The sequence below is a fragment of the Pradoshia sp. Z5_111 genome, assembly GCF_058267535.1.
Genome location: NZ_JBZCPQ010000005.1, coordinates 193,213 through 214,044, shown reverse-complemented (window position 1 = coordinate 214,044; position 20,832 = coordinate 193,213). Strand labels below are relative to the sequence as shown.

The window sequence follows — 20,832 nt, the reverse complement described above, 5'->3', positions numbered from 1 at the left end:
TGCTCACCTAGATAAAAGGTCATGGGTTAAAAAACTTGAATTTATAAAAAAAGACCTGTACAAAAGCCTTAATAGGCATTTGTACAAGTCATAATAAGGAATTAGCTAAGCTAGATCCCATTTCATCAAATCAAATCGTCCCTCTCCACTAAAAAGAATTTCTTTTTCCTTTAGCTTAGGGAAATAACGGGCTGTGAATGTTTCTTCTCCTTCATTAATAAATATTTCTAATGAAGAGGTATCTATAAATATTTGCATCGTCTTTAGGTTATCCAATTTACACGTTCTTGACTCTATTAAATTTGTTCTTACATTTCTTCTTTGTAAGCTTACTTCACTTTTTTCTTGGTCATAGATAAAAATAGCCTCGTTGCGGAAGTTTATTCTAAACTCATTTCCTAACAATTGAATGGATTCTATTTTTAATTCCAAACAATCCCCTGCTAGAGTTGCAGACTTTCCATTTTTCTCATCTATAACTAGATTAGGAATATAAACTTGATTTTTCCGAAACTGATTTAATTCCATTACAGGAGTCTGATAAACTTTTTCGTTTTTAAGAGTCAGTACTCTTGGCAGTGTTAAGGCATGCAGCCATCTATGAGAAACCGTAGGATGATGAGCTTCTGCCTCATCGGTTATTCCCATCCAGCCGAACATAATTGTTCTTCCCTTATCATCAACAAATGTTTGCGGAGCATAGAAATCAAATCCTCGATCTAGTTCCGTAAAAGGACCATGCTTGAACAGATGGTTTTCATAATCTAATTCTCCTATGAAATACCCAGACTGAAATAGATTATTATATACATGTTCTATTGGCTCAATCCCTTGAGGAGAAGTGAGTAAAATATCCTTTCCATTTAAATGAATGAGATCTGGACATTCCCACATGTATCCGAAATCCTTTATATCATTCATCTCATCGCCAGCCATTTTCCCAGCTTCATTCCAATGATATAAATCCTTTGAATAATATAAAACAATTGCTCCCTTATTAGCTAATGTCTGAGCACCTACTACCATGTACCAGAGGTCACCATGCTTCCAAACCTTTGGATCACGAAAATGAGCCGTATATCCTTCTGGAAGATTTATAACAGGCCCATATTTAGTGAATTTTATGCCATCAGCTGAGACCGCAAGACACTGATACGTTTCGCGAGTGCCATCATCTTTCTTTACGTTTCCCGTATAAAAGAGGTAAAGCTCACCATCTGATTCAACCGCACTGCCAGAATAACAGCCATTTTTTTCATACCACTCACTTGGGGCAAGTGCAATCGGCTGCGCATCCCAATGAATTAAATCCTTTGATGTATAATGCCCCCAATACTTAGCTCCATGTGCTGTATCAAAAGGATTCCATTGATAGAAAACATGATAGATTCCTTTAAAATGTATTAAACCGTTCGGGTCATTTAACAGCCCAACTGGAGGCATCAAATGATAATTTAATCTATATGGATCTTGGTCAACCAATGGTTTATATTTACTCACTTCTTCATTTGCTTTTTGAATAAGGAGATGTTCTCTTTCTGACATAACAGAACCTCCTGCTGTGTATTTTTTAATTAAGAAAACAGGAAAAGGCAAGAGTAAATCCTGCCTTCTTTTTATGAAGCCTTTTCAATTTGTTCCTTCACTTTATCTGAATAACCGAACATCCAGGTAAGGATGAAAGCAACAGCAATGGAGACAAGGTTAACTAAAATATATTGAAGTATTTGTCCATTCAAATACAGCAATGTCCCTGGTATAACTGTAATAGCCATTCCTGTAGCTTTAAGTCCTAAAATCGATGCCAGAAATCCTCCTGCCGCTCCACCAATTAAACCCATGATAAATGGCTTACCATATCGCAAATTGACCCCAAATATGGCTGGTTCTGTGATTCCTAAAAATGCGGAGATGGATGACGGATAAGCGAGTGCTTTCAATTTAGTTGATTTTGTTTTAAGAGCTACAGCGAGTGCTGCTCCACCTTGGGCAGCAGTAGAACATGTAACAATTGCGTTATATGGGTTATTCTTAAATTCAGCCAACAACTGAATCTCTAGCATATTAAAAATATGATGAACCCCCGTGATGACAATCAGCTGATTAAGTCCACCCAATAGAATACCGCTAATTCCAAATGGCCAGGACAGAACCTCGGTTGCTGCTGTGAGAATTCCTTGCTCTACTACATGGAAAATAGGTCCAACTACGAATAAAGCCATAATACTCATAATCAGCAATGTCAAAAATGGTGTAACAATTAAGTCCAATGCTTCAGGTACCCGTTTTCTAATCAGCCTTTCCAATTTTGCTCCTATGATACCGGCGATGAAGGCTGGCAAAACAGAGCCCTGATATCCGACAACTGGAATAAAACCTAAAAATTGAAGAGGCTCAACACTTCCGCCTGCAACTCCCCATGCATTTGGCAGCGATGGGCTGACAAGCATTAATCCCAGTACCAATCCTATTATCGGAGTTCCGCCAAACACTCTAAATGTAGACCAGGCAATAAGAGCTGGCAAAAAGATAAATGCGGTATCTGTCAGTATTTCTGTATATAGTAAAAAGTTCTTTGAAACATCGGCCGGCTCCATTCCGAAAAAGGCAAGAACCTGTTCCTGCATAACTAAGCCGCGCAATCCCATAAATAAACCGGTGGCCACCAATACAGGGATGATTGGAACAAACACATCTCCAAATGTTCGAATCGCTCGTTGGAACCTTGTACCGCTTTTCACAGCTTCTTTTTTCTGATCTGAGACTGAGGATGTATCAAGTCCAAGCTGGGAAATTTCTTCATAAATTTTATTAACGGTTCCTGTTCCAAAAATGATTTGATACTGTCCTGAATTAAAGAAAGCTCCTTTAACCTTAGCAATATCTTCTACCTGTTTCTGATTGATTTTTTCTTTATCATTTACCATAATTCGAAGCCTTGTTGCACAATGAGCGATTGAATGAATATTTTCTCGGCCTCCAACTGCTTTAATAACCTCTTCTGCTATTTTGCGATTTTCAGACAATTCCTTCACCCCTGTTCAAAATATAGTATTCTTCTGTACGAAAGTTATGTTTTCTTTGTGGAATCGATTACATAAAACTCATCAGAAATAGTTAACGTGTTCTGATTAATATACCGTATTGAATTATTCTCCAAGATGAGCCTACCTTTTTTATACAAAGCTAGTAATCTTCTTTCATTAGCTTGAATCTACAGCCTAGTATACTTGTCCGTATATGGAATCGATTCCACAAAGCATAAAAAATATGTAATCGAAATATTTTGAAAACGATTACACATCTATTATATGCTTTCTCTTTCGACAAGTCTATATGTAATTTTCCTTTTTTCTCCATTAAGTACTTTTCTTTCTATCTCGCCCAATATCATCAAGGCTGATTCACGACCGGCATCTTCAATAGCAAAATCTACTGTGGTCAATGATGGGGTAATGAATCTCGATAGCTCGGATGCCCCCATACCAGCTACAGCAATATCACCGGGAATCGATAAGCCATATTGTTTAATTGTTTGCATCGCACCAATCGCAAGTCGATCTGTTACCGTTAAAACAGCTGTTGGTTTTATTCTGGACTCATTGATAATTTGCTTCATGCATTCAGAGCCTGATTCAACATCAAAAATCCCTTTTTGCACCCAACTTTTTTCAACTTCTAAATTTGCTTCTTTCATCGCATCAAGGTATCCTTTTTTTCTTGAGACACCAACGGCCTGATCCGTTTCATCTACTCCTATAAAGGCGATTCGTTTATAGCCTTTTTTGATTAAAAGATTCGTCATATCCTTTGAGGCCTGATAATCATCATATAAAACATTGGTTAAGCCCTCCACGGATTGACCGACCATTACAAAGGGAATGTTCAACTGATTGATTTCTGCAAGTAATTCCTCATTACAATTGGTTGCAGACAAAATAATGCCATCTACATGCCTTCCTTTTAAAAGTCTCAAAGATTCGATTTCTTTCTCGGGGTTTAAATTGGTATTCGAAAGCAAAATCTGATAGCCCTTATTTGAGAGGATCTCATCTATTCCAGAAACCAGTCTGCTAGATGTTTCTGTACTGATTTTTGGGAGGATTACCCCAACTGCTTTCGTCTTTTTCGTTCTTAGCGATTTTGCATTCTCACTCGGAATATAACCTGTTTTTTTAATGACCTCTTCCACTCTTTTTTTTGCTTCTTCACTTACATAACCGGAACTATTCAATACTCTTGAAACAGTTGTTCGAGAAACATTCGCCCTCTCAGCAATTTCCTTTATCGTAATCACAGACAGTTCCTCCTGACCCGTAAAAATCCACATAATTTCATTCCAACTATATCTTTTCTGGGGGTTATTGTCTATTCAATTTCTACACATTATAGAGTTATTAATTCAAGAAATTTAAAGCTAAATATCCGCCTTTGAAAGGCCTATTGTTATTAAAGATTTCACTTTAGATTTAACTTTCTAGCCAATATAAGTAAAAAACCTTGAAAGGCCAGTTATAGCCAATCAAGGTCAATTAATTTTTACTACTTCCAATTAATCCATAAGCCTCAATTAAATCAATATAATATTCATTATTATTGAGAAATTTCCTGAAAAATTCTTCTACCGATTCAGCTATTTGAATATCGAAATAAAATATTGGATTATTAGCTAATTGTAAATCTAATGAAATATATACACCCTCGTTCACTTCAAAAAAAATAAGTTTATCTACATCATCAAAAAGTTCAACTAAATCTGAATCCGATTCAAAAATACCTTCTCTTAATCTAATATCTGCTACAGCACCGGGTCCCAATATTCTATTAATTGCATTAGCACTTTGACCTTTAATAAAACCATAACCAACTTCTAAATATAATTGTTTTAAATCATCTGGAAAACTAATGCCCATTCTTTGTTCAGCTTTTAATATATCATCTTCAGATATCTTATATGTTTTATTTTCCAGTTCATTAATAAATCCAAAATCAGCCATATGCTATATATAACCAATTAAAGTTTACTCGTTTTTGCTTCTACAAACCACTCATTAAAAATATGACTGGCAGTTTTAACCTCATCATGTGTATATACTAAATCATATTTATATTCCGCTTTAAAATTTCCACTCTTAACATCGTATATTAATTTCATTTCTGTGGGCATGTCTCGATGATATTCTTTACACAACGTATTTATTTTTCCAATATCTTCATTCAAGATGTCTAATACCATAAAATTTCGATCTGCAGATACATCGTATTCTTCCTCACCATTTATTGCATCATTCAATTTATGAGGCTCTACGTACTTACCGTTAATCAAATAAAAAAAATCGCTCGCAGTAACCCCTTCCTCACGGGAAGCATAAACATACACTTTCTCAGCTTTCCCCTCCACATATTCCATACAAATAGATATCATATCTGCTTGCAATTCACTAAATTTGTCCTCAAATTCTTTCATACTGTTATTCACTCCTTAGATCAATTTTCAAGAACTCTAGAAAACCTTTTACCATCAATTGTATATATAACTTTGAATTTATTAGGACGTATATCACTACCAGAATAAACCATTTCCACATCAACCGTAACCTTTTTGGGAGGTATTTCTTTTAAAGCTGCAGCCCATTCATCTTCAATTTTCTTATATTGCTTTAAATTTACATCAGATAATTGCGACACCAGATTGTCAAGTTTAGGTGATCCACCAAACCTATCACCTGCTAAATGCCCAACATGATCTTGTCCTTTTACTTTACCTAATAAATCTCACAATGAATACACAATTAGATTACACAAAAACTAGTAAGCTACATGAAAAAGCACTTGTTCTCTCCTAGTTGTTTAATGCGATTCTTAAATAAATTCTGGTCTTTTGGAAATATCCATAAAAAAGAAACCTTGCATAAGTAATGAAAACTCAATCAAGGTTAGTAATCAGTTAGTTCATTTTATTAAATTATTTTCTTTTTTAATCTGTTCAAACCACAATCTAGCAATAGAACTTGCAGTTTTATTAGTATCATCATGTAGAGTTAATGATTTTGAGTTTTATCCCGACATAGAAATCTATGATATCAAATTCTGCCCTATGCTTAGCTGTTTCTATTGGCGACATTTTTTTATATTCTTTATTTCTTAAGGCTGCCTTCAACTTCTCTATTTGGTTTTTAGGTAACTCCCTACCTGTTCGTCCTTCTATATCTCTAATATATTTTTTTATTGTATCAGAATCTATTTTATTACCCGTACCCTTGCCAGCATCCACACCATCACTAACACCCAACCTACTACTCTCCCTATTCTCTAAGACATGAGTATTTTCAACCTTTCTATTAACATGTATCCCTGCGCCAAAGTCATCAGCAAGAACCATTGTTCTAGTAGAAAGGATGTTTTTGGTGGCAGTTATGGCTCTGTCTGCTGCTTGTGCCACTTCTATTACATCATTGGATGATTTGTCCTTTTACTTTCAGTAAATCTCACTGGCGAATACACAATTAAATTACACGCTCTGTACATAAACTAGTAAGCTATATGAAGAAAAAGCACTTGTTGTCATAACTAAGACAATCAAGTGCTTTCAAGAATACTTTTCCTCAAATTCTTTCATCTTTTCTATTAAGTCTAAATCCTGCGGTTCTTTATTTTTATTCACATATTTATGTTCGAAATATTTAACCCTATCTGTTGGACCAAAGCCACTATCATGCCAATTAGTATAATCAAAATGAATATTCAAATTACTTCCATTTTTAACTTAAATTAACTGAAAACCAAGGTTCTTGCTCATTATCTATAAAATGTTGTTGGAGGCTTACAGTTAATTCAAATAACTTGTGAAGTTCTTTATGATATATTTTTTACCCACATTATAATAATTAGGAATATAATGTGAAAAAACACACTGATTCTCACCTTTTGGGTTAAAAAAGAAGAAAACTCCTCCCTTCCTGTTGCCTAATAAGGCAATCAAGTGCTTTTAGTTAATTCTGTAACATCCTCCCTAATATTACTGTACTGGTCCCATAAATTCAGTAATAATGAGAATATGTTCCTTCAGTTTAACTTTTTTTAGATTCTCTACTTTTTCTGATCCACCTAAACCTAATAGAGGTGTATAGCCGAAGCACTCATCATAATTCAATTCACTATATTGTCTAAGGGCTTCAGGATAAGGTTGCCAAGACAAATCTTCATCTTTAAATTCCAAATCATTAATATTTTGAAAGAAAAATTCAAATGTAAACATAATTGTCTTAACCACACCATACCTGTAATTAAGTAGTCTAACATAACCATCTGACCAAATAACCAGGTCACCCATACCTGTAGCAAACAACACAACTGAATCCTTGTATCTTTGACTACTTTCTCTCAAGATCTCTATAAATTCCTCTGGATTTACACTTTTAAAATACCCTTGCATAAATGTCCCGAATCCATAATTTCTCCAAAAATCTATAATTTCATTTGGTACCAGTTGCTTATATTTTTCAATGATTTCACTCGGAACTTTATTATGCAATTTAAAGTCTTTTAAGTATTTTTCCATTTAAACTCCTCCCACTAATGTGTTAATTTCACATTCAAATAAGTATTTTTTAGTTGTTCAGGTGTCATACTTTTTGCTAATTCCTTGATTTGAGCATCAACAATATCAATCCTATACCGCCATTGACTACCTATTGATGAATTTATTCTCTTATCTCCCAAACCTCCTATTATCTCTGCCTTTCCTCCTGCTATCTGGTCTGGGTTGTGAAGTACAGCTTGAGTATCTAACCACTCCTTAGCTTGTTTCTTAGCTTTCGATAACGTCAATCCTTCTCTTTGTAGTTCATTTATCTTTTGTACATAAGCTTCTTCCCTAGCAGCTTGTTGTGCAGCGTTACCCTCAATTGCCCGCCCTTGTTCAATATACTTCTCACGATTTTTTAAATACTTATCAACAGTAAGTTCATTCATACCTTTTTCTTGGTCTTTCAATTGTCTCGAAAACTCTTCGGAGTTATGTTTATCATTTCTATTAAAATTAACTTCAACTTCTTTTATTCTTGGTATATCATCCAAATGCTTTATATTACCCTTACCAGCATCCACACCATCACTAACACTAAACCTACTCCTCACCCTATTCTCTAAGGCATGAGTATTTTCAACCTAACTATTAACATGTATCCCTGCTCCAAAGTCATCGGCGAGAACCATTGTTCTAGTAGAAAGGATGTTTTTGGTGGCGATTATGGCTTTATCTGATGCTTGTACCACTTCGATTCCATCATTGGCTAATTTATTTTTAACAGCATTTCCTGCACTATGTATTACAGACAAAATGGGGTTATCGTTCCATTACATTCTTTATCGAAATAAATTTTTCATTATCCCATATAGTTCTGCTTGGAGGCATACGCGGAACACACAAATAGATTACACATCAAAAAGCACTTGTCACTTTTCCAAGTAGTCAAGTACTTCATAGTAAAACTCTTAATAATATCTTATAACTCAACTATTAAATATTTTATAGAACGAACAAAAAGCAAATTTTCAATTTACTTCTCAAATTGGATTATTCGGATACTCATTAAAATATCTATTGATCAACTCTTTGCTCTCAATATTTTCTGGTACATTTCCTAAATATTTATACTCCCAGATAACTAACTGGTCATCAAAGCTATAATTTGTCTCAAACCAGTTGGTATAATCATAATGAATGTTAAATTTACCATTGTTATCCAACGATAAGGTAAATGAAAACCATAGCTCTTGTTGATTATCATCGAAAACTTTTCTTAGTTTGTCACTCAGCTCAAATAGGTTTATTTCCTTTTGCCTATACTGCTCTTTATTAACGTTAAATTCAAAAGGAATTTCTAAACTATATTTATAGTTTTGTTCATCTTGGGGAGTGTTATAGAAGAAGTAAGTGCCTCCTCCGGTTTCTGAAACTTGAGCATACATATAGAATTTAATCCATTTTTCTGGAATCATTTCATTAACTGTTTCGGCAATTTCTCTATATATTTGGGTCATTTCCTTTACCATAGTCAAACAATATCATCCCCTTGGTTGATTTTTAATAACTTTTTTATACTAACTAGTTCATCTTTACTTATTAGATGTAAAAAAGGAAAAACTCCAACTTTCTTCTTTATCTTTTACTTCACCATTAAAACTTTATATTCACAGATAAAACATACAAATCCTATAAAAAACCGTCATTTTGACTTTCAATTTAATCTTTTTCTCTTCTGTCTCCACTTAACAAGGGGCTATTCAAATAAAGTAAAAAACCTTGAAAGGCAGTTATAGGCAATCAAGGTCAATTAATTTTTACTACTTCCAATTAATCCTAATCCTCAATTAAATCAATATAATATTCATTATTATTGAGAAATTTTCTAAAAAATTCTTCTACCGATTCAGCTATTTGAATATCGAAATAAAATATTGGATTATTAGCTAATTGTAAATCTAATGAAATATATACACCCTCGTTCACTTCAAAAAAAATAAGTTTATCTATATCATCAAAAAGTTCATCTAAATCTGGACAGATTCAAAAATACCTTCTCTTAATCTAATATCTACTACAGCCCCGGGTCCCAATATTCTATTAATTGCATTAACACTTTGACCTTTAATAAAACCATAACCAACTTCTAAATATAATTTTTTAAATCATCTGGAAAACTAATGTCCATTCTTTGTTCAGCTTTTAATATATCATCTTCAGATATCTTATATGTTTTATTTTCCAGTTCATTAATAAATCCAAAATCAGCCATATGCTATATATAACCATTAAAGTTTACTCGTTTTCGCTTCTACAAACCACTCATTAAAAATATGACTGGCAGTTTTAACCTCATCATGTGTATATACTAAATTATATTTATATTCCGCTTTAAAATTTCCACTCATATAAAACTAATAAGCTATATAAAAAAGCACTTGTTGTCTATACCTAAGACAATTTCAAGTGCTTTCTAGATTACTTTTCCTCAAATTTCTTCATCTTCTCAATCAAATCTATGTCTTGCTGTTCTTTATTTTTATCTACATATTTATATTCAAAATATTTAATCCTATCTGTTGGACCAAAATTGCTATCATACCAATTAGTATAATCAAAATGTACATTCAATTTGCTAGCATCCTTAACTATTAATGAAACTGAAAACCACGGTTCTTGGTCATTCTCAATAAATATCTGTTGAAGGTTTACAGTTAGTTCAAATAACTTGTGAAGTTCTTTATTATATGTTCTTTTATCTATATTGTAATATCTAGGAATATAGTGTGAAAAAACATTCTGCTTCTCACCTTTAGGTGTAAAGAAAAAGAAAACTCCCCCATCCCTTTCTTTTACTTCTCCATTAAAATAGAAATTATCCCATTCAACAGGAATCATATCGCTAACCTGTTGAGCGATTTCATTATATAAATTGTTAAGCTTTGATTCAAAACTCATCTTCTCATCCCCCTGATTTATTTGCAATCTCACGTATAACTGGAAATTGACCTTCTATTTCATATTCAACAATGAAGCTATCTGGTCGCATAGAATAATTAGTGTAAATGGGTTCAATGCTAAGAGAGACTTTCTTAGGCGGAATCTCTTTCAGTGCATTAGCCCACTCTGTCTCCATTTCATACCATACCCCACCTCTTCTATTAATCTGACTGTTTTGTGGTATAAGATTATCTATATCTGCTGGTCCATTAAACTGCGCTCCAATTAAGTGACCACCATCATCATCTGGCAATCTATCTTTTCCTCCTACATTTGCCTGAGCATATTTATTTCTATCAGCCTTTTTCAATATGAGTTCAGGAGCCTCAACATTAATAATACGTCCAAAATCATCAGTAGTATATGTGTAATTATCATTTGTTTTATACCTAGTATTAGGGATAAGCTGTTTTTTACCATTCTGACCTTTTATTATGTGCTCTCCAAAGTCAATTTCCCTAACTTCATTAACACTACTACCTATACCCTTACCAGCATCCACACCTTCACTAACACTAAACCTACTCCTCACCCTATTCTCCAAGGCATGAGTATTTTCAACCTTACTATTAACATGTATCCCTGCGCCAAAGTCATCGGCGAGAACCATTGTTCTAGTAGAAAAAATGTTTTTGGTAGCAGTTATGGCTTTGTCTGCTACTTGTGCCACTTCGATTACATCATTGGCTAGTTTATTTTTAACAGCATTTCCTGCACTATGTATGACTGCTTGAGCACTTCTCAAACGTGTTGCTGTGTTCTGTGCAGCTTGTTCTGTTAAATTTCTAATGGTAGCTGGTGCAGAAGGGATTGCTTTTATTCCGTTCCTTACTCCTAATTCTCCCATATGCCCACTAAGTTGAGCAAGTTTAGCTCCCTTGGCAAATTTGGAGACAGCCCCTGCTGCAGGAATGATATCAAGTGGCGCTAACAAACCCCTTGTCCAGCGTTCGGATGTGCTCAATTCTCTTCCTGATACCCAGTCTTTCCCTGACACCGCGGTACTGACTTCCATCACTCCATAAGCCGCTCCTAAAGCAATTCCGGCTGGAGGGCATACTAATGAGACTCCTACAATCACGACCAATGCTGCAATTCCTGCCCAGAACTCCTTGTTTTCCTGCTTATCACGGATAGATTCATATTCAAAGGCGCGTGAGTTTACTGCAGCCATTCGATATTTATCCTCAGATATCTCCTGGTCTGGATTGGCAATCTTCCATTCTTCAAACTGTTGTTTCATCTGATCAGCATAAAAATTGCCACCGCTCAATAAATCATCGATGCCTACCTCCGTTTTTGGCACTTCCATTTGACTCGTGCCTGCTCCATAGCCATATTGCACCGTCTCTTTGGCACCGATTCGATTGCCGGTTGTATAGTTCGAAATGGAAAGGTCTCGCACAGATTGCACAAAAGTATCCATGTCCTTATAGAAGGGCTCATCAATTGTCCGGTCGACAATATCCCCGACTTTTCCGGTAAAGCGGTGCAAGACAGAGAAATCATCGGATAGGCTGTTATAGAGGCTTTTTTGACTTTTATGATGAAAGGAAATTGCGCCATCCACATCATATCTGGCAATATCCCTTTCAGCATCCTCAAGTACTTCATTGATATCCTTTAAATGGTCAAATACACCTGAACTAAACCCACGGCCCACCAAGTCACTAAGTCCCGCTCGCATTTTCTCCCAGTCGGCGGGAATATATTTCACATCCATAGAAAACCCCTTTCCTAAACTTTACAGATCCTTGTTGATTCTCTAGGATGATTCGTTCTCATTAGACAGTCTTCTATCTTTTATTCGCCAACTAGGAGTATTTCCCTTTCGTTGATTTACAAAATATATCTTTTTACCCAATAAACAAACTCCATTTATAAGGCTAATGACTTACCATTCTATAAAAAAAGACCTGCACTAAAGTCGTTTTTACAGACTTCCTGAGCAGGTCCTTCTCAAAATCTTATGTTTCATTTATAAAGTTAATTCGTCTTCTGTGCGCAAAAGTTATAAAAGCAATCACAAAGGTTTATGATTTTATCTTTACTGACTAGGACATTCACCCATTTTTTCGGAATATTCTCCATCCTGTGATACATGCCAGCCATCGTTCCTGTAATAAAAGCAACCGTATCAGTGTCACTGCCCAAGTTTACCGCTTCAAGAACGGCAGCTTCATACGTAGGATGCTTAAAAAAGCACCATAAAGCTGCTTCAAGCGAATGAACAACATAACCATCGGAGCGAATATCATCACGGTCTGCTTCGAGCAAGCTTAGATTAAAGATTCTTTCATATGAAGCAAACTCCTTTTGATAGGTATCCTCTGCTGCGAGCTCTTCTTGGCATGTATTTAACGCCATTTTCAAGGAATCTAAAGGTGCGTGATTGCCGTACATATTCGATAAAAACTCTACGTAAATAATTGTACCGAGTGTAGATCTTGGATGGCCGTGCGTGATATGCGCAATCCTCTCTATTTCCTTTTTCCTCGTTTGGAAATCAGGCTCTTTCGATAATGTGAATACGAGTGGCACTATACGCATAAGCGCGCCATTGCCATTATCATATTCCGTTTTTCCACCACATTGAACAGCCGGTACACCTTGCTTATACCGACTAATAGCATTTGCAGTTGCGATGCCGATATCGAACATTTCACCATATGGAGTCCAATACCCTTTTTCTTGGTAGGCAACAAACCGGTTCATCAAATCATTTTCATCTTTTTCTGCAATTAAATTTTCAATCAGGCACATCGTTAGTGATGTATCATCAGACCATGTTCCAGGAGGCATATTATAAGTACCATAGCCGATCATATCTGTAATGCCGGCATTTCTAGCTTTAAATTCTACCGGTACACCAAGAGCATCCCCAATAATCCCGCCTATAATGGTTGAATATATCTTATCTTTCATTGTATCTGCTGGAACTCCATCTACTTTTCTTGTCATATGGAATCCTCCCTCATACTGTCTTTTATCTCATTTTACCAAACTAACCTTTCTTCTATAACGGGATTTCCCAAAAACTTAATTCCATTTCCTTCAATTTGTGAAAATAGAATGAATATGTTAATATATCAGAATACTTAATTTTTGGATATCCCTCCAAACTACCATAAAAGAGGACTGATAAAATGAAACAAAGTTTATACCTAGCAGGTGCATTTGTAGGAGTCATTGTTGGAGCGGGATTTGGCTCCGGCCAGGAAATCATGCAGTTTTTCACGAATTTCGGCTTTTACAGTATACCTGCCATTTTGCTGGCAACTGTCTTATTTTCCTTTATTGCCATGCAACTTTCTCAACTGGGCAGCCATATGCAAGCCACCTCACATAAAGAAATCATCGAGGTTCTCTGCGGACGTTTTCTTGGTCAAGCACTGGATATAATTTTATCGTTCTTTTTATTTGGCGTTGGTGTAATTATGATAGCGGGCGCAGGATCAATTGTTGAAGAACAATTTGGGATTTCTGCCATTTGGGGCTCACTGTTTATGACGGTTATTACCGTCCTGACCATGCTATTGAAGGTAGAAAAAATCATCTCTATCATTAGCTCAATCACACCATTTTTATTAGTTATTATGATTTTTATATCAGGATACGCCCTAATTAAAAATGGAATCACTCCAATAGACATAGAGCGTAATGTTGATTTAGACAAAGCAGCGGCTTCAAATTGGTTCATGTCCGCATTACTTTATGTATCCTTTAATGTTGCTGTCGGTTTCTCTATGCTATCTGTTATTAGCGGTACGTTTAAAAATAAAAAACAGGCAGCTATTGGCGGAATCATGGGCGGTATCCTGCTTGGTGTACTCATGCTTCTGATTAACATAGGTATGATGACTGATATGGCTAATATGCAAATTGTAGAAATGCCTACTTTATTTTTAGCTAATAGTATTTCACCTTTAATTGGGAACCTGCTATCTATTATTCTATTAGCTATGATTTACAATACATGCGTGGGAATGTTTTATGCATTCACAGTGAGGATCATTCCTAAAGGACGCTTATTTCATCCTTCAGTTGTGATTGTCGGAGCAATTGGTTTTGGTCTTAGCTTTGCTGGGTTTACTACATTGGTAAACACTGTATATCCAATCATGGGTTATGTCGGATTTATTTTACTCGCAGCAATTGGCTGGTCCTGGATTAAATCTAAGCACCATGCTCCTGAAATCAATCGGATAAATTCAATAGCTGAAAAAGAAGAAAAAGCAGTATAAAACATTAAAATCCCCGTTCCATTTATGGCGCGGGGATTTTAATGTAATAAATGAATATATCCCTACAATCTCTCCAGTTTTATTGCTTTAAAGATTGGGGGATAGGATTCCATACCTTGGCTTATCCATACTTTCACCCTTTGTCCGTTTTTTAGTTCACCTCTATAATCACTTTGATGGATGGATAGACGACCAACGTCTTTATATTTGACGAGTATCTCCCGGATTGATAAATCCACGTCCTGATTCTCAAAACCTGGATCCAGCACAATGAAAACAGTATCACCTTTGCTAATGATAATCGTCCCTTCTTTTCCAGGTGAGTCGGTTTGTCGTTTAAGTTCATACATATAGAGGACGATGAGAAGCAATAAGGATAACCCGATATATAGGGCAACCTTGGTCGTAATCTTCAAGATTCCACCTCCCTTACCGATCTATTATCAATACCTTTATTCTATTATTCCTAAAATTCCCCTCTTCACTTTTTTAATTAAGTATATAATTTAATAAAGGGGGAGCTGTAATGAATTGTTTAGGCTGTAAATTAGCACATAAAGAAGAAAATGTTCATGTAGTTTTTGAAGATGATTATGTTTGTTGTATTTTAGATATTGATCCTTATAATGAAGGACATGTTTTGATTTTACCTAAAAAACATGTTCGATACTTTGATGAATTTGACGAACATACGGCAAGCTCCGTGATGATGGCAGCAAAGAGGCTATCAAAAGTGATAAAAATCTTGTTTAATCCTGATGGTATTACAGTCTGTCAGAACGGTGGAGTATTTGATGAATTAACACATTTTCATATGCATGTAGTTCCGCGGTATAAAGGACAAAATTTTGCAGATTTCTATTCTGAAGATGGAGAAACAATCGTAGAAAAGGAACATGACTTAGAAGAGATGAAAAGAAGAATCACTGAAATGCTAAAGGTTTTGGATTAATTTCCACTACCTTTTGGTTTATTCATTCCATTATACTACACCCCGTTTTTTTCTTCTTTTTTTAAACCAAACTAAACTTAATAGATTTTAGTATCATTCCTGCTATCTCTTCATCTGTGCCCACCCATTGGTGAGTAATTATGTTCACTTTCTCATTCCTTCTACGCTTCATTTTGTGTGATACTCTTTCTTGTTTATTCCCAAATGACATATACATTTTTTTTAAATATAATGATAGGCGAGGTGAAAATATGATAACCAGAAATGGATGTCTGTTGATTGAACAAGGATTAATGAGGTTTCTCCTATTGTGAAGGCAGCATACCCATTGCGATTCCACCTCATAGTTAATCTTAATTTTTCTAAATACCATTTAATCGAGTAGTCTAAATCACTTACCTCTAAAAATACGGTATCAATTCTCTTTACCAGTCCTTCCATTCTTCCACTCCTTCTAATTATTGACCATGATTAAATTCCATAAAAGAAAGTGTATTTCCTACCCAAAAATTTAAATGGCCTCCGAAAGTTAGAATTGAAATCTGACTTTTGGGGGCCGTTTCTAGATAGCCCTTTGAATTGAAAGAAACATCTGCTTTTTACTGCACAAATGAATCAGTCTTGTTCTTTAGCCCTCTGTGTATCCCTAATATTTTTTTGAACAGTTATGGCAGCGAATACGCTTAAGACAAATGACATACCATAAAATCCTTTTTCACTTAGATCAATACTTCCCGCATTATAAAGGCCGATGCCCATTAAGGCGATAGCAACAATTAGAGCAAACCAGCTAATTCCATAATAGATGGCTGTCACAGGTATATCCTCATCTCGATCTCTAACCGCTTTTTGTAATGATACTGCTGAATAAAGTCCAAATACTAATACTGCAAAATAATACCCTTTTTCATTTAATTCCATAGATGCATTAAATAACCCTATTAGATAAGCAACAACCCCAACTAATAATGCCGCCCAGGTAGCACCTTTAAAAGCTGCCGTCGGTTCCCCGGGATGTCTTTTCTTTTTGGAAACACTTTGTTCGTTATCTAATAAATACTCATTCTCATTAGACACTGAACCCTTCACCTCTTCTCTATATAAATAATAACTCTGATAAGCAGAATTCCGCCTCCATATCTATTATATAGAATATTCTTACAAATTAGTACATATTATCCTTTTAATTGTTCAGTACCTTCACAAGGACCTATTATAAAATACGAATATTCATCATCCTGGTAGAATAACCCAGCCTTTTAACCTCCATCAAAAGTAGTCATGCAAATAAAATAAAGTTGCAAAATAAAAAGTTCAACCAGTCTTGTTCTGGTTGAACTTCATTATTTTACAGCTTTATCTAAAAATCTCTGAGAATCTCACAGGCCTTATAATTTAACTGTCTCTGCTTTATTCACTTTTCTCTTATGGATTTTCTTCATTACAAATCTAGCAATCGGCTGCGCTACTATTAATTCAATCCAAAATGCCACACCGAAATTCCTAAACCAGCTCAAGAAGAAATTTTGAATTGGTTCTAGGCTGATTTGTTTTGAGCCAACCCATGTGCCGATAATGGTTAAAAGGACGGATAGAACAGTTACATTGAAAAATGTATTCATTAAAACTCTTGCATTGAATCCATCTGTTTTACCTATGAATTTAGGCATTATTTTACCAACCACAGGTCCAGCTACGAATCTCACCAATAAAACCACAATGATCCACATAATTGGAATGATCTTTAAGGTTTCAAGATAATTTTCTTTACTGAAACCACGTTCCAATCCCATAATAATTGGTGCAATCGTATTTACTGAGATGATTGAAATGATGAGCATAAATAATATGCCTTCTCTTGCGTTTTGTGGCAACCTATCTTCTCTATGCATATATACCCTCCGAAAATGAAAAATTCAGATGGCAGACGTATCAACAAGACATATATTTTTGGCATATCGACTACACCAATATCTCTACACACTGATTTAAACATATTACCATGTTAGGTAAAAAATTTTCAAGCACCAATTTTTTACTTATTTAAAGACTATTCGTCTTTCCCATTCGCTCTTTAATAGATTCCAATTATACAAGTGAACCATTTCAAGAGTTTAACTGCAAATCAATGGGAGATGTCTGAATTAGATTTGTAGCTTATTGTAGGATACTATATAGCCGTTTAAATCCTTGATTATACCTGATAATTCACCGGATGATTGATTTGCTTCATCTATAATAGCGGTTATTTCTTTTAAATCCTTTTCCGCTTTTAACGCTGAGTAAATCTTTTGCTCCAAGCTAAGTACTTCTTCATATTGATCAAGGGCTAGATTATATGTATTTAACAGTTTAATCAATGAGTTATGGAGACTCATATACGTTTCTTTATTTACTTTTTGATCTATTTTACTCAGTAGTTCCTCTGATTCCTTAATTTGTATTAATTGGTTTTCTACCAATGATTTGTCCTCGTCAACCATTAGTTTACACTGATTGATTGTCTCTTCAGCCTTACTTATTTGGTTTTCAGCCTTTTTTAGATTATCTGCTCCATTCTTTACTGTCATTTCGTATAGGGATTGCAGCTTATTATTTTCGGTATTAAAAAGCTCGCCATAATTCATATTAGACTTAAAATCCCATGCGACTTGATTATGAACCTTTAAATATTTTTCATCATACTTTTGTATTACTGGCAGAATTAAAACAGCCATTACCATAGTGATTACAATTATAGCTAGATATATACCTATTTTCTTTCTAATCATACGATTCCTCGACTTTATAATCTCTTATCTTTATGGAAGTTTGCCGGAAAGTGTTTTGACTCTTCGTATCTTTCAAATTCGTAGCCCGCTTCCTTTATACTTTTAATTATTCCTGGCAATGCCTCAATGGTACCTTTCTTTTCATGAATCAAGATAATTTCTTCAGATTCATTTAATTGCTTCAGAATTTCTCCTTTAATTTTTGAAGGATTCTCTTGCAGCTTCCAATCTTTTGAATCGATTGTCCAATCCCACATTTTTAACCCTGCGTGTGCAGCTTGATCTCGCAATTTCTTATTTAACCCTGGAGATGATCCATATGGACACCTGAATAAAATCGGCAAAATATTTACCTGTTCTTTGATCAATTGTTGCGTTTCCATCACTTCGTCTACAATTTTCCCCTTTTTGTACAATCTATTATAATCATGGCTCATTGAGTGCATTCCGATATAATCTCCTCGGTTGACATATTCCTTCGCCATATCCGGGTATTTCTTTATATTATTTCCGATCAAAAAATGAGTAGCAGGTATTTCAAATTGATCGAGTATAGCAATTAAATCCTTTGTATAAAGACTTGGACCGTCATCAATTGTTAAATAAACTACTTTTCTCTCTTTACCATTTAATCTTTTAGGCACTTTTTTTACGGTCCTTTCATATGTAACTATGTTCAGTTCTGGATGCCCAGATTGATCATTCGTTTTGTCAGCCAAACTGGAAGTCGGTTTGACCCAGCTCATTACGGTTATGGATAGCACAATAGTAACCAAGATTATTGCAAAATTACGCATTCTTTACTCTTCCTTTATAAATCTTTGTCTAACTCCTATTATATTACAATTCTTTTTCTTTTGTAATATTTTAGTAATATATCAGAAAAATAGATTAATTAAATAAAGCCACTAGCCTTTGTTTGGGTAGTGACTGTTTCATACTTATTTATTTTTTAGATAATCTCCCAAGTAAAAAAGCACCTGCTGTTATGGCAAGAACAGTATTGGTTTTTTTCGTGAAAACTTGTTTTGTTACAAGGCTAATGTTTTGAGGTCTTTCAGCTAAACGTCTCATAAAATAACCGTACCAATCCGTTCCAAAAGGAACATATGTACAAAATTGATATCCCTCTTTAGCCAACTCAATCTGCATATCTGAACGGAAGCCGTATAGCATTTGGAATTCAAATTTTTCAGTTGGAATTTGATGTTCTTTTACAAATTTCTTTACATGGTTTATTACGTTGTGATCATGTGTAGCAATCGAGGTAAACTTTCCATTTAATAGATGGTATTCAATTAAATTAATATAATTTTTATCAATTTCTGCTTTTGTTTGGTAAGCCAATTCGGCCGGTTCCTTATAGGCGCCTTTTACAATACGGAGCCGAAAGTTTTTATATTTTTGTATATCATGTTCAGCACGATAAAAATATGCTTGAATAACTGTTCCAACATTTTCATATTTTTCTGAGATATCATCTAACATATCAAAGGAAGCTTGAAGTCGTGAATAATTCTCCATATCAATATTTATAAAAATATCATATTTTGAAGCTGCTTCAACAATTTCTAAGAGAATGTCTCGACAGAAATCCATTTCTATATCCAATCCCAATTGAGATGGTTTTAATGAGATATGAGCATCAACTTCATTTTCATGAATGGCATCAATGACTTGAAGGATTTGATTCTTTGCATTCACAGCCTCTTCTCTGTCATCGACAAACTCCCCAAGGTTATCAACCGTACAAGAAATTCCATACTTATTTAACTCTTTTATACTTTCAATTGTTTCATCTATATTTGTACCGGCAACCACGGTTTGCGCACCCATTTTCAATCCGTATTTTTGAGCTGTACGGTTTAAGAATTGATTTTCTGAAAGAGCAATAAAGAAATCCTTAACGATCATTATGAACACCCCTTGTGTTAGATAAATAACATGAAATTATTAAAAAAAGGAATAAACGCTTATAAAACTAAAACTTATATTTTTATATAGCCTTTATTAAAGCGCTTACTTATTTTAATATATTCATAATATAGTAAATTCTGAAATATATCTATAAGAATACTCAAATTTTTACAATTGCTTCTTTCTTGCATAGGGGCTAGCTGAAGTTATCCAGCCATATGGCTGGATAACTTATTTTAGATTATTAACTGCATGTTCATTAAGGCTAATTAATCGCTTTTTATCTTAGTTCACCCGTACCCTATCATTTATAAAAATCCAACCATTCAGTCCAAAATGAATCCATTCCATTTTTAAATGATCCAAATTATTCCTATATCTCAATTTTTAAACCAAGATACATTTTTTCCAGTCGGATGG

23 protein-coding genes and 3 pseudogenes are annotated in these 20,832 nt (G+C 34.6%); 2 read left to right on the top strand and 24 right to left on the bottom strand.

What is annotated here, in order from left to right; all coding sequences use genetic code 11:
* Positions 1-105: 105 nt before the first annotated feature.
* The 17 genes and pseudogenes from AC4D4A_RS12475 to AC4D4A_RS12395 all read right to left on the bottom strand — a co-directional run bounded on the left by AC4D4A_RS12475 (position 106) and on the right by AC4D4A_RS12395 (position 13,489).
* Complete coding sequence (locus tag AC4D4A_RS12475) at positions 106-1,545, bottom strand: glycoside hydrolase family 32 protein (RefSeq protein WP_490996202.1); 1,440 nt, start codon at positions 1,543-1,545, stop codon at positions 106-108.
* A gap of 71 nt (positions 1,546-1,616) precedes the next feature.
* Positions 1,617-3,026, bottom strand: a complete 1,410-nt coding sequence (locus tag AC4D4A_RS12470; RefSeq protein ID WP_490996201.1) for a sucrose-specific PTS transporter subunit IIBC — start codon at positions 3,024-3,026, stop codon at positions 1,617-1,619.
* A gap of 281 nt (positions 3,027-3,307) precedes the next feature.
* A complete protein-coding gene (locus tag AC4D4A_RS12465) occupies positions 3,308-4,297 on the bottom strand; it encodes a LacI family DNA-binding transcriptional regulator (protein WP_490996200.1) in 990 nt (329 codons plus the stop codon).
* A 235-nt stretch (positions 4,298-4,532) separates the two neighbouring features.
* On the bottom strand, positions 4,533-4,997 hold the full coding sequence (locus AC4D4A_RS12460; protein ID WP_490996199.1) for an SMI1/KNR4 family protein: 465 nt from the start codon (positions 4,995-4,997) through the stop codon (positions 4,533-4,535).
* A gap of 17 nt (positions 4,998-5,014) precedes the next feature.
* Positions 5,015-5,467: an immunity protein YezG family protein gene (locus tag AC4D4A_RS12455; protein ID WP_490996198.1), complete on the bottom strand. Its 453-nt coding sequence runs from the start codon at positions 5,465-5,467 to the stop codon at positions 5,015-5,017.
* 20 nt (positions 5,468-5,487) lie between these two features.
* Positions 5,488-5,742, bottom strand: a pseudogene (locus tag AC4D4A_RS12450) (DNA/RNA non-specific endonuclease); the annotation flags it as partial.
* Between the two features lie 340 nt (positions 5,743-6,082).
* A pseudogene (locus AC4D4A_RS12445) lies at positions 6,083-6,259 on the bottom strand (LXG family T7SS effector ribonuclease toxin YxiD); the annotation flags it as partial.
* A gap of 330 nt (positions 6,260-6,589) precedes the next feature.
* A complete protein-coding gene (locus AC4D4A_RS12440) occupies positions 6,590-6,748 on the bottom strand; it encodes an immunity protein YezG family protein (RefSeq protein ID WP_490996197.1) in 159 nt (52 codons plus the stop codon).
* Positions 6,749-6,761: 13 nt separating this feature from the next.
* A complete protein-coding gene (locus AC4D4A_RS12435) occupies positions 6,762-6,866 on the bottom strand; it encodes an immunity protein YezG family protein (protein WP_490996327.1) in 105 nt (34 codons plus the stop codon).
* 152 nt (positions 6,867-7,018) lie between these two features.
* A complete protein-coding gene (locus tag AC4D4A_RS12430) occupies positions 7,019-7,561 on the bottom strand; it encodes a T6SS immunity protein Tdi1 domain-containing protein (protein ID WP_490996196.1) in 543 nt (180 codons plus the stop codon).
* Positions 7,562-7,575: 14 nt separating this feature from the next.
* Positions 7,576-8,061 carry a polymorphic toxin type 15 domain-containing protein gene (locus AC4D4A_RS12425; protein WP_490996326.1) on the bottom strand — a complete coding sequence of 162 codons (486 nt, stop codon included), beginning with the start codon at positions 8,059-8,061 and terminating at the stop codon, positions 7,576-7,578.
* Between the two features lie 108 nt (positions 8,062-8,169).
* Complete coding sequence (locus AC4D4A_RS12420; protein WP_490996195.1) at positions 8,170-8,340, bottom strand: hypothetical protein; 171 nt, start codon at positions 8,338-8,340, stop codon at positions 8,170-8,172.
* A gap of 228 nt (positions 8,341-8,568) precedes the next feature.
* A complete protein-coding gene (locus tag AC4D4A_RS12415) occupies positions 8,569-9,057 on the bottom strand; it encodes an immunity protein YezG family protein (protein WP_490996325.1) in 489 nt (162 codons plus the stop codon).
* Positions 9,058-9,816: 759 nt separating this feature from the next.
* Positions 9,817-9,933, bottom strand: a pseudogene (locus tag AC4D4A_RS12410) (DUF600 domain-containing protein); the annotation flags it as partial.
* Between the two features lie 73 nt (positions 9,934-10,006).
* Entirely contained in the window at positions 10,007-10,486 is a 480-nt protein-coding gene (locus AC4D4A_RS12405; protein ID WP_490996194.1) for an immunity protein YezG family protein, read from the bottom strand.
* Positions 10,487-10,490: 4 nt separating this feature from the next.
* The gene (locus AC4D4A_RS12400) at positions 10,491-12,251 is read right to left on the bottom strand and encodes a DNA/RNA non-specific endonuclease (RefSeq protein WP_490996193.1); all 1,761 of its coding nucleotides are present in this window, start codon (positions 12,249-12,251) and stop codon (positions 10,491-10,493) included.
* A 263-nt stretch (positions 12,252-12,514) separates the two neighbouring features.
* Positions 12,515-13,489, bottom strand: a complete 975-nt coding sequence (locus AC4D4A_RS12395; protein WP_490996192.1) for an ADP-ribosylglycohydrolase family protein — start codon at positions 13,487-13,489, stop codon at positions 12,515-12,517.
* Between the two features lie 185 nt (positions 13,490-13,674).
* Here AC4D4A_RS12395 and AC4D4A_RS12390 point away from each other — a divergent pair, with 185 nt between their 5' ends.
* Positions 13,675-14,772, top strand: a complete 1,098-nt coding sequence (locus AC4D4A_RS12390) for a YkvI family membrane protein (protein WP_490996191.1) — start codon at positions 13,675-13,677, stop codon at positions 14,770-14,772.
* A 62-nt stretch (positions 14,773-14,834) separates the two neighbouring features.
* On the opposite strand, the gene AC4D4A_RS12385 is transcribed toward AC4D4A_RS12390, so the two are convergent.
* On the bottom strand, positions 14,835-15,188 hold the full coding sequence (locus tag AC4D4A_RS12385) for a DUF3221 domain-containing protein (RefSeq protein WP_490996190.1): 354 nt from the start codon (positions 15,186-15,188) through the stop codon (positions 14,835-14,837).
* Positions 15,189-15,298: 110 nt separating this feature from the next.
* Between AC4D4A_RS12385 and AC4D4A_RS12380 the strand changes: the two genes are divergently transcribed.
* Positions 15,299-15,724, top strand: a complete 426-nt coding sequence (locus AC4D4A_RS12380; RefSeq protein WP_490996189.1) for an HIT family protein — start codon at positions 15,299-15,301, stop codon at positions 15,722-15,724.
* A gap of 222 nt (positions 15,725-15,946) precedes the next feature.
* On the opposite strand, the gene AC4D4A_RS12375 is transcribed toward AC4D4A_RS12380, so the two are convergent.
* The 6 genes from AC4D4A_RS12375 to AC4D4A_RS12350 form a co-directional block, all read right to left on the bottom strand.
* Entirely contained in the window at positions 15,947-16,165 is a 219-nt protein-coding gene (locus tag AC4D4A_RS12375; protein WP_490996188.1) for a VOC family protein, read from the bottom strand.
* A 174-nt stretch (positions 16,166-16,339) separates the two neighbouring features.
* Entirely contained in the window at positions 16,340-16,801 is a 462-nt protein-coding gene (yiaA, locus tag AC4D4A_RS12370) for an inner membrane protein YiaA (RefSeq protein ID WP_490996187.1), read from the bottom strand.
* 311 nt (positions 16,802-17,112) lie between these two features.
* The gene (locus AC4D4A_RS12365) at positions 17,113-17,616 is read right to left on the bottom strand and encodes a DUF2798 domain-containing protein (RefSeq protein ID WP_490996186.1); all 504 of its coding nucleotides are present in this window, start codon (positions 17,614-17,616) and stop codon (positions 17,113-17,115) included.
* Positions 17,617-17,868: 252 nt separating this feature from the next.
* Entirely contained in the window at positions 17,869-18,495 is a 627-nt protein-coding gene (locus tag AC4D4A_RS12360) for a YkyA family protein (protein ID WP_490996185.1), read from the bottom strand.
* Between the two features lie 14 nt (positions 18,496-18,509).
* Entirely contained in the window at positions 18,510-19,292 is a 783-nt protein-coding gene (locus AC4D4A_RS12355) for a polysaccharide deacetylase family protein (protein ID WP_490996184.1), read from the bottom strand.
* A gap of 148 nt (positions 19,293-19,440) precedes the next feature.
* Positions 19,441-20,409 (bottom strand): proline dehydrogenase family protein, encoded by a 969-nt coding sequence (locus AC4D4A_RS12350; protein WP_490996183.1) that lies wholly within the window; start codon positions 20,407-20,409, stop codon positions 19,441-19,443.
* Between the last annotated feature and the right edge of the window lie 423 nt (positions 20,410-20,832).

What these genes read in the sequence shown, in the direction of transcription:
- AC4D4A_RS12475 (WP_490996202.1), bottom strand. Translation starts at nt 1,545, where the DNA reads ATGTCAGAAAGAGAACATCTCCTTATTCAAAAAGCAAATGAAGAAGTG.
- AC4D4A_RS12460 (WP_490996199.1), bottom strand. Translation starts at nt 4,997, where the DNA reads ATGGCTGATTTTGGATTTATTAATGAACTGGAAAATAAAACATATAAG.
- AC4D4A_RS12455 (WP_490996198.1), bottom strand. Translation starts at nt 5,467, where the DNA reads ATGAAAGAATTTGAGGACAAATTTAGTGAATTGCAAGCAGATATGATA.
- AC4D4A_RS12430 (WP_490996196.1), bottom strand. Translation starts at nt 7,561, where the DNA reads ATGGAAAAATACTTAAAAGACTTTAAATTGCATAATAAAGTTCCGAGT.
- AC4D4A_RS12415 (WP_490996325.1), bottom strand. Translation starts at nt 9,057, where the DNA reads ATGGTAAAGGAAATGACCCAAATATATAGAGAAATTGCCGAAACAGTT.
- AC4D4A_RS12405 (WP_490996194.1), bottom strand. Translation starts at nt 10,486, where the DNA reads ATGAGTTTTGAATCAAAGCTTAACAATTTATATAATGAAATCGCTCAA.
- AC4D4A_RS12400 (WP_490996193.1), bottom strand. Translation starts at nt 12,251, where the DNA reads ATGGATGTGAAATATATTCCCGCCGACTGGGAGAAAATGCGAGCGGGA.
- AC4D4A_RS12395 (WP_490996192.1), bottom strand. Translation starts at nt 13,489, where the DNA reads ATGACAAGAAAAGTAGATGGAGTTCCAGCAGATACAATGAAAGATAAG.
- AC4D4A_RS12390 (WP_490996191.1), top strand. Translation starts at nt 13,675, where the DNA reads ATGAAACAAAGTTTATACCTAGCAGGTGCATTTGTAGGAGTCATTGTT.
- AC4D4A_RS12380 (WP_490996189.1), top strand. Translation starts at nt 15,299, where the DNA reads ATGAATTGTTTAGGCTGTAAATTAGCACATAAAGAAGAAAATGTTCAT.
- AC4D4A_RS12375 (WP_490996188.1), bottom strand. Translation starts at nt 16,165, where the DNA reads ATGGAAGGACTGGTAAAGAGAATTGATACCGTATTTTTAGAGGTAAGT.
- AC4D4A_RS12365 (WP_490996186.1), bottom strand. Translation starts at nt 17,616, where the DNA reads ATGCATAGAGAAGATAGGTTGCCACAAAACGCAAGAGAAGGCATATTA.
- AC4D4A_RS12360 (WP_490996185.1), bottom strand. Translation starts at nt 18,495, where the DNA reads ATGATTAGAAAGAAAATAGGTATATATCTAGCTATAATTGTAATCACT.
- AC4D4A_RS12355 (WP_490996184.1), bottom strand. Translation starts at nt 19,292, where the DNA reads ATGCGTAATTTTGCAATAATCTTGGTTACTATTGTGCTATCCATAACC.
- AC4D4A_RS12350 (WP_490996183.1), bottom strand. Translation starts at nt 20,409, where the DNA reads ATGATCGTTAAGGATTTCTTTATTGCTCTTTCAGAAAATCAATTCTTA.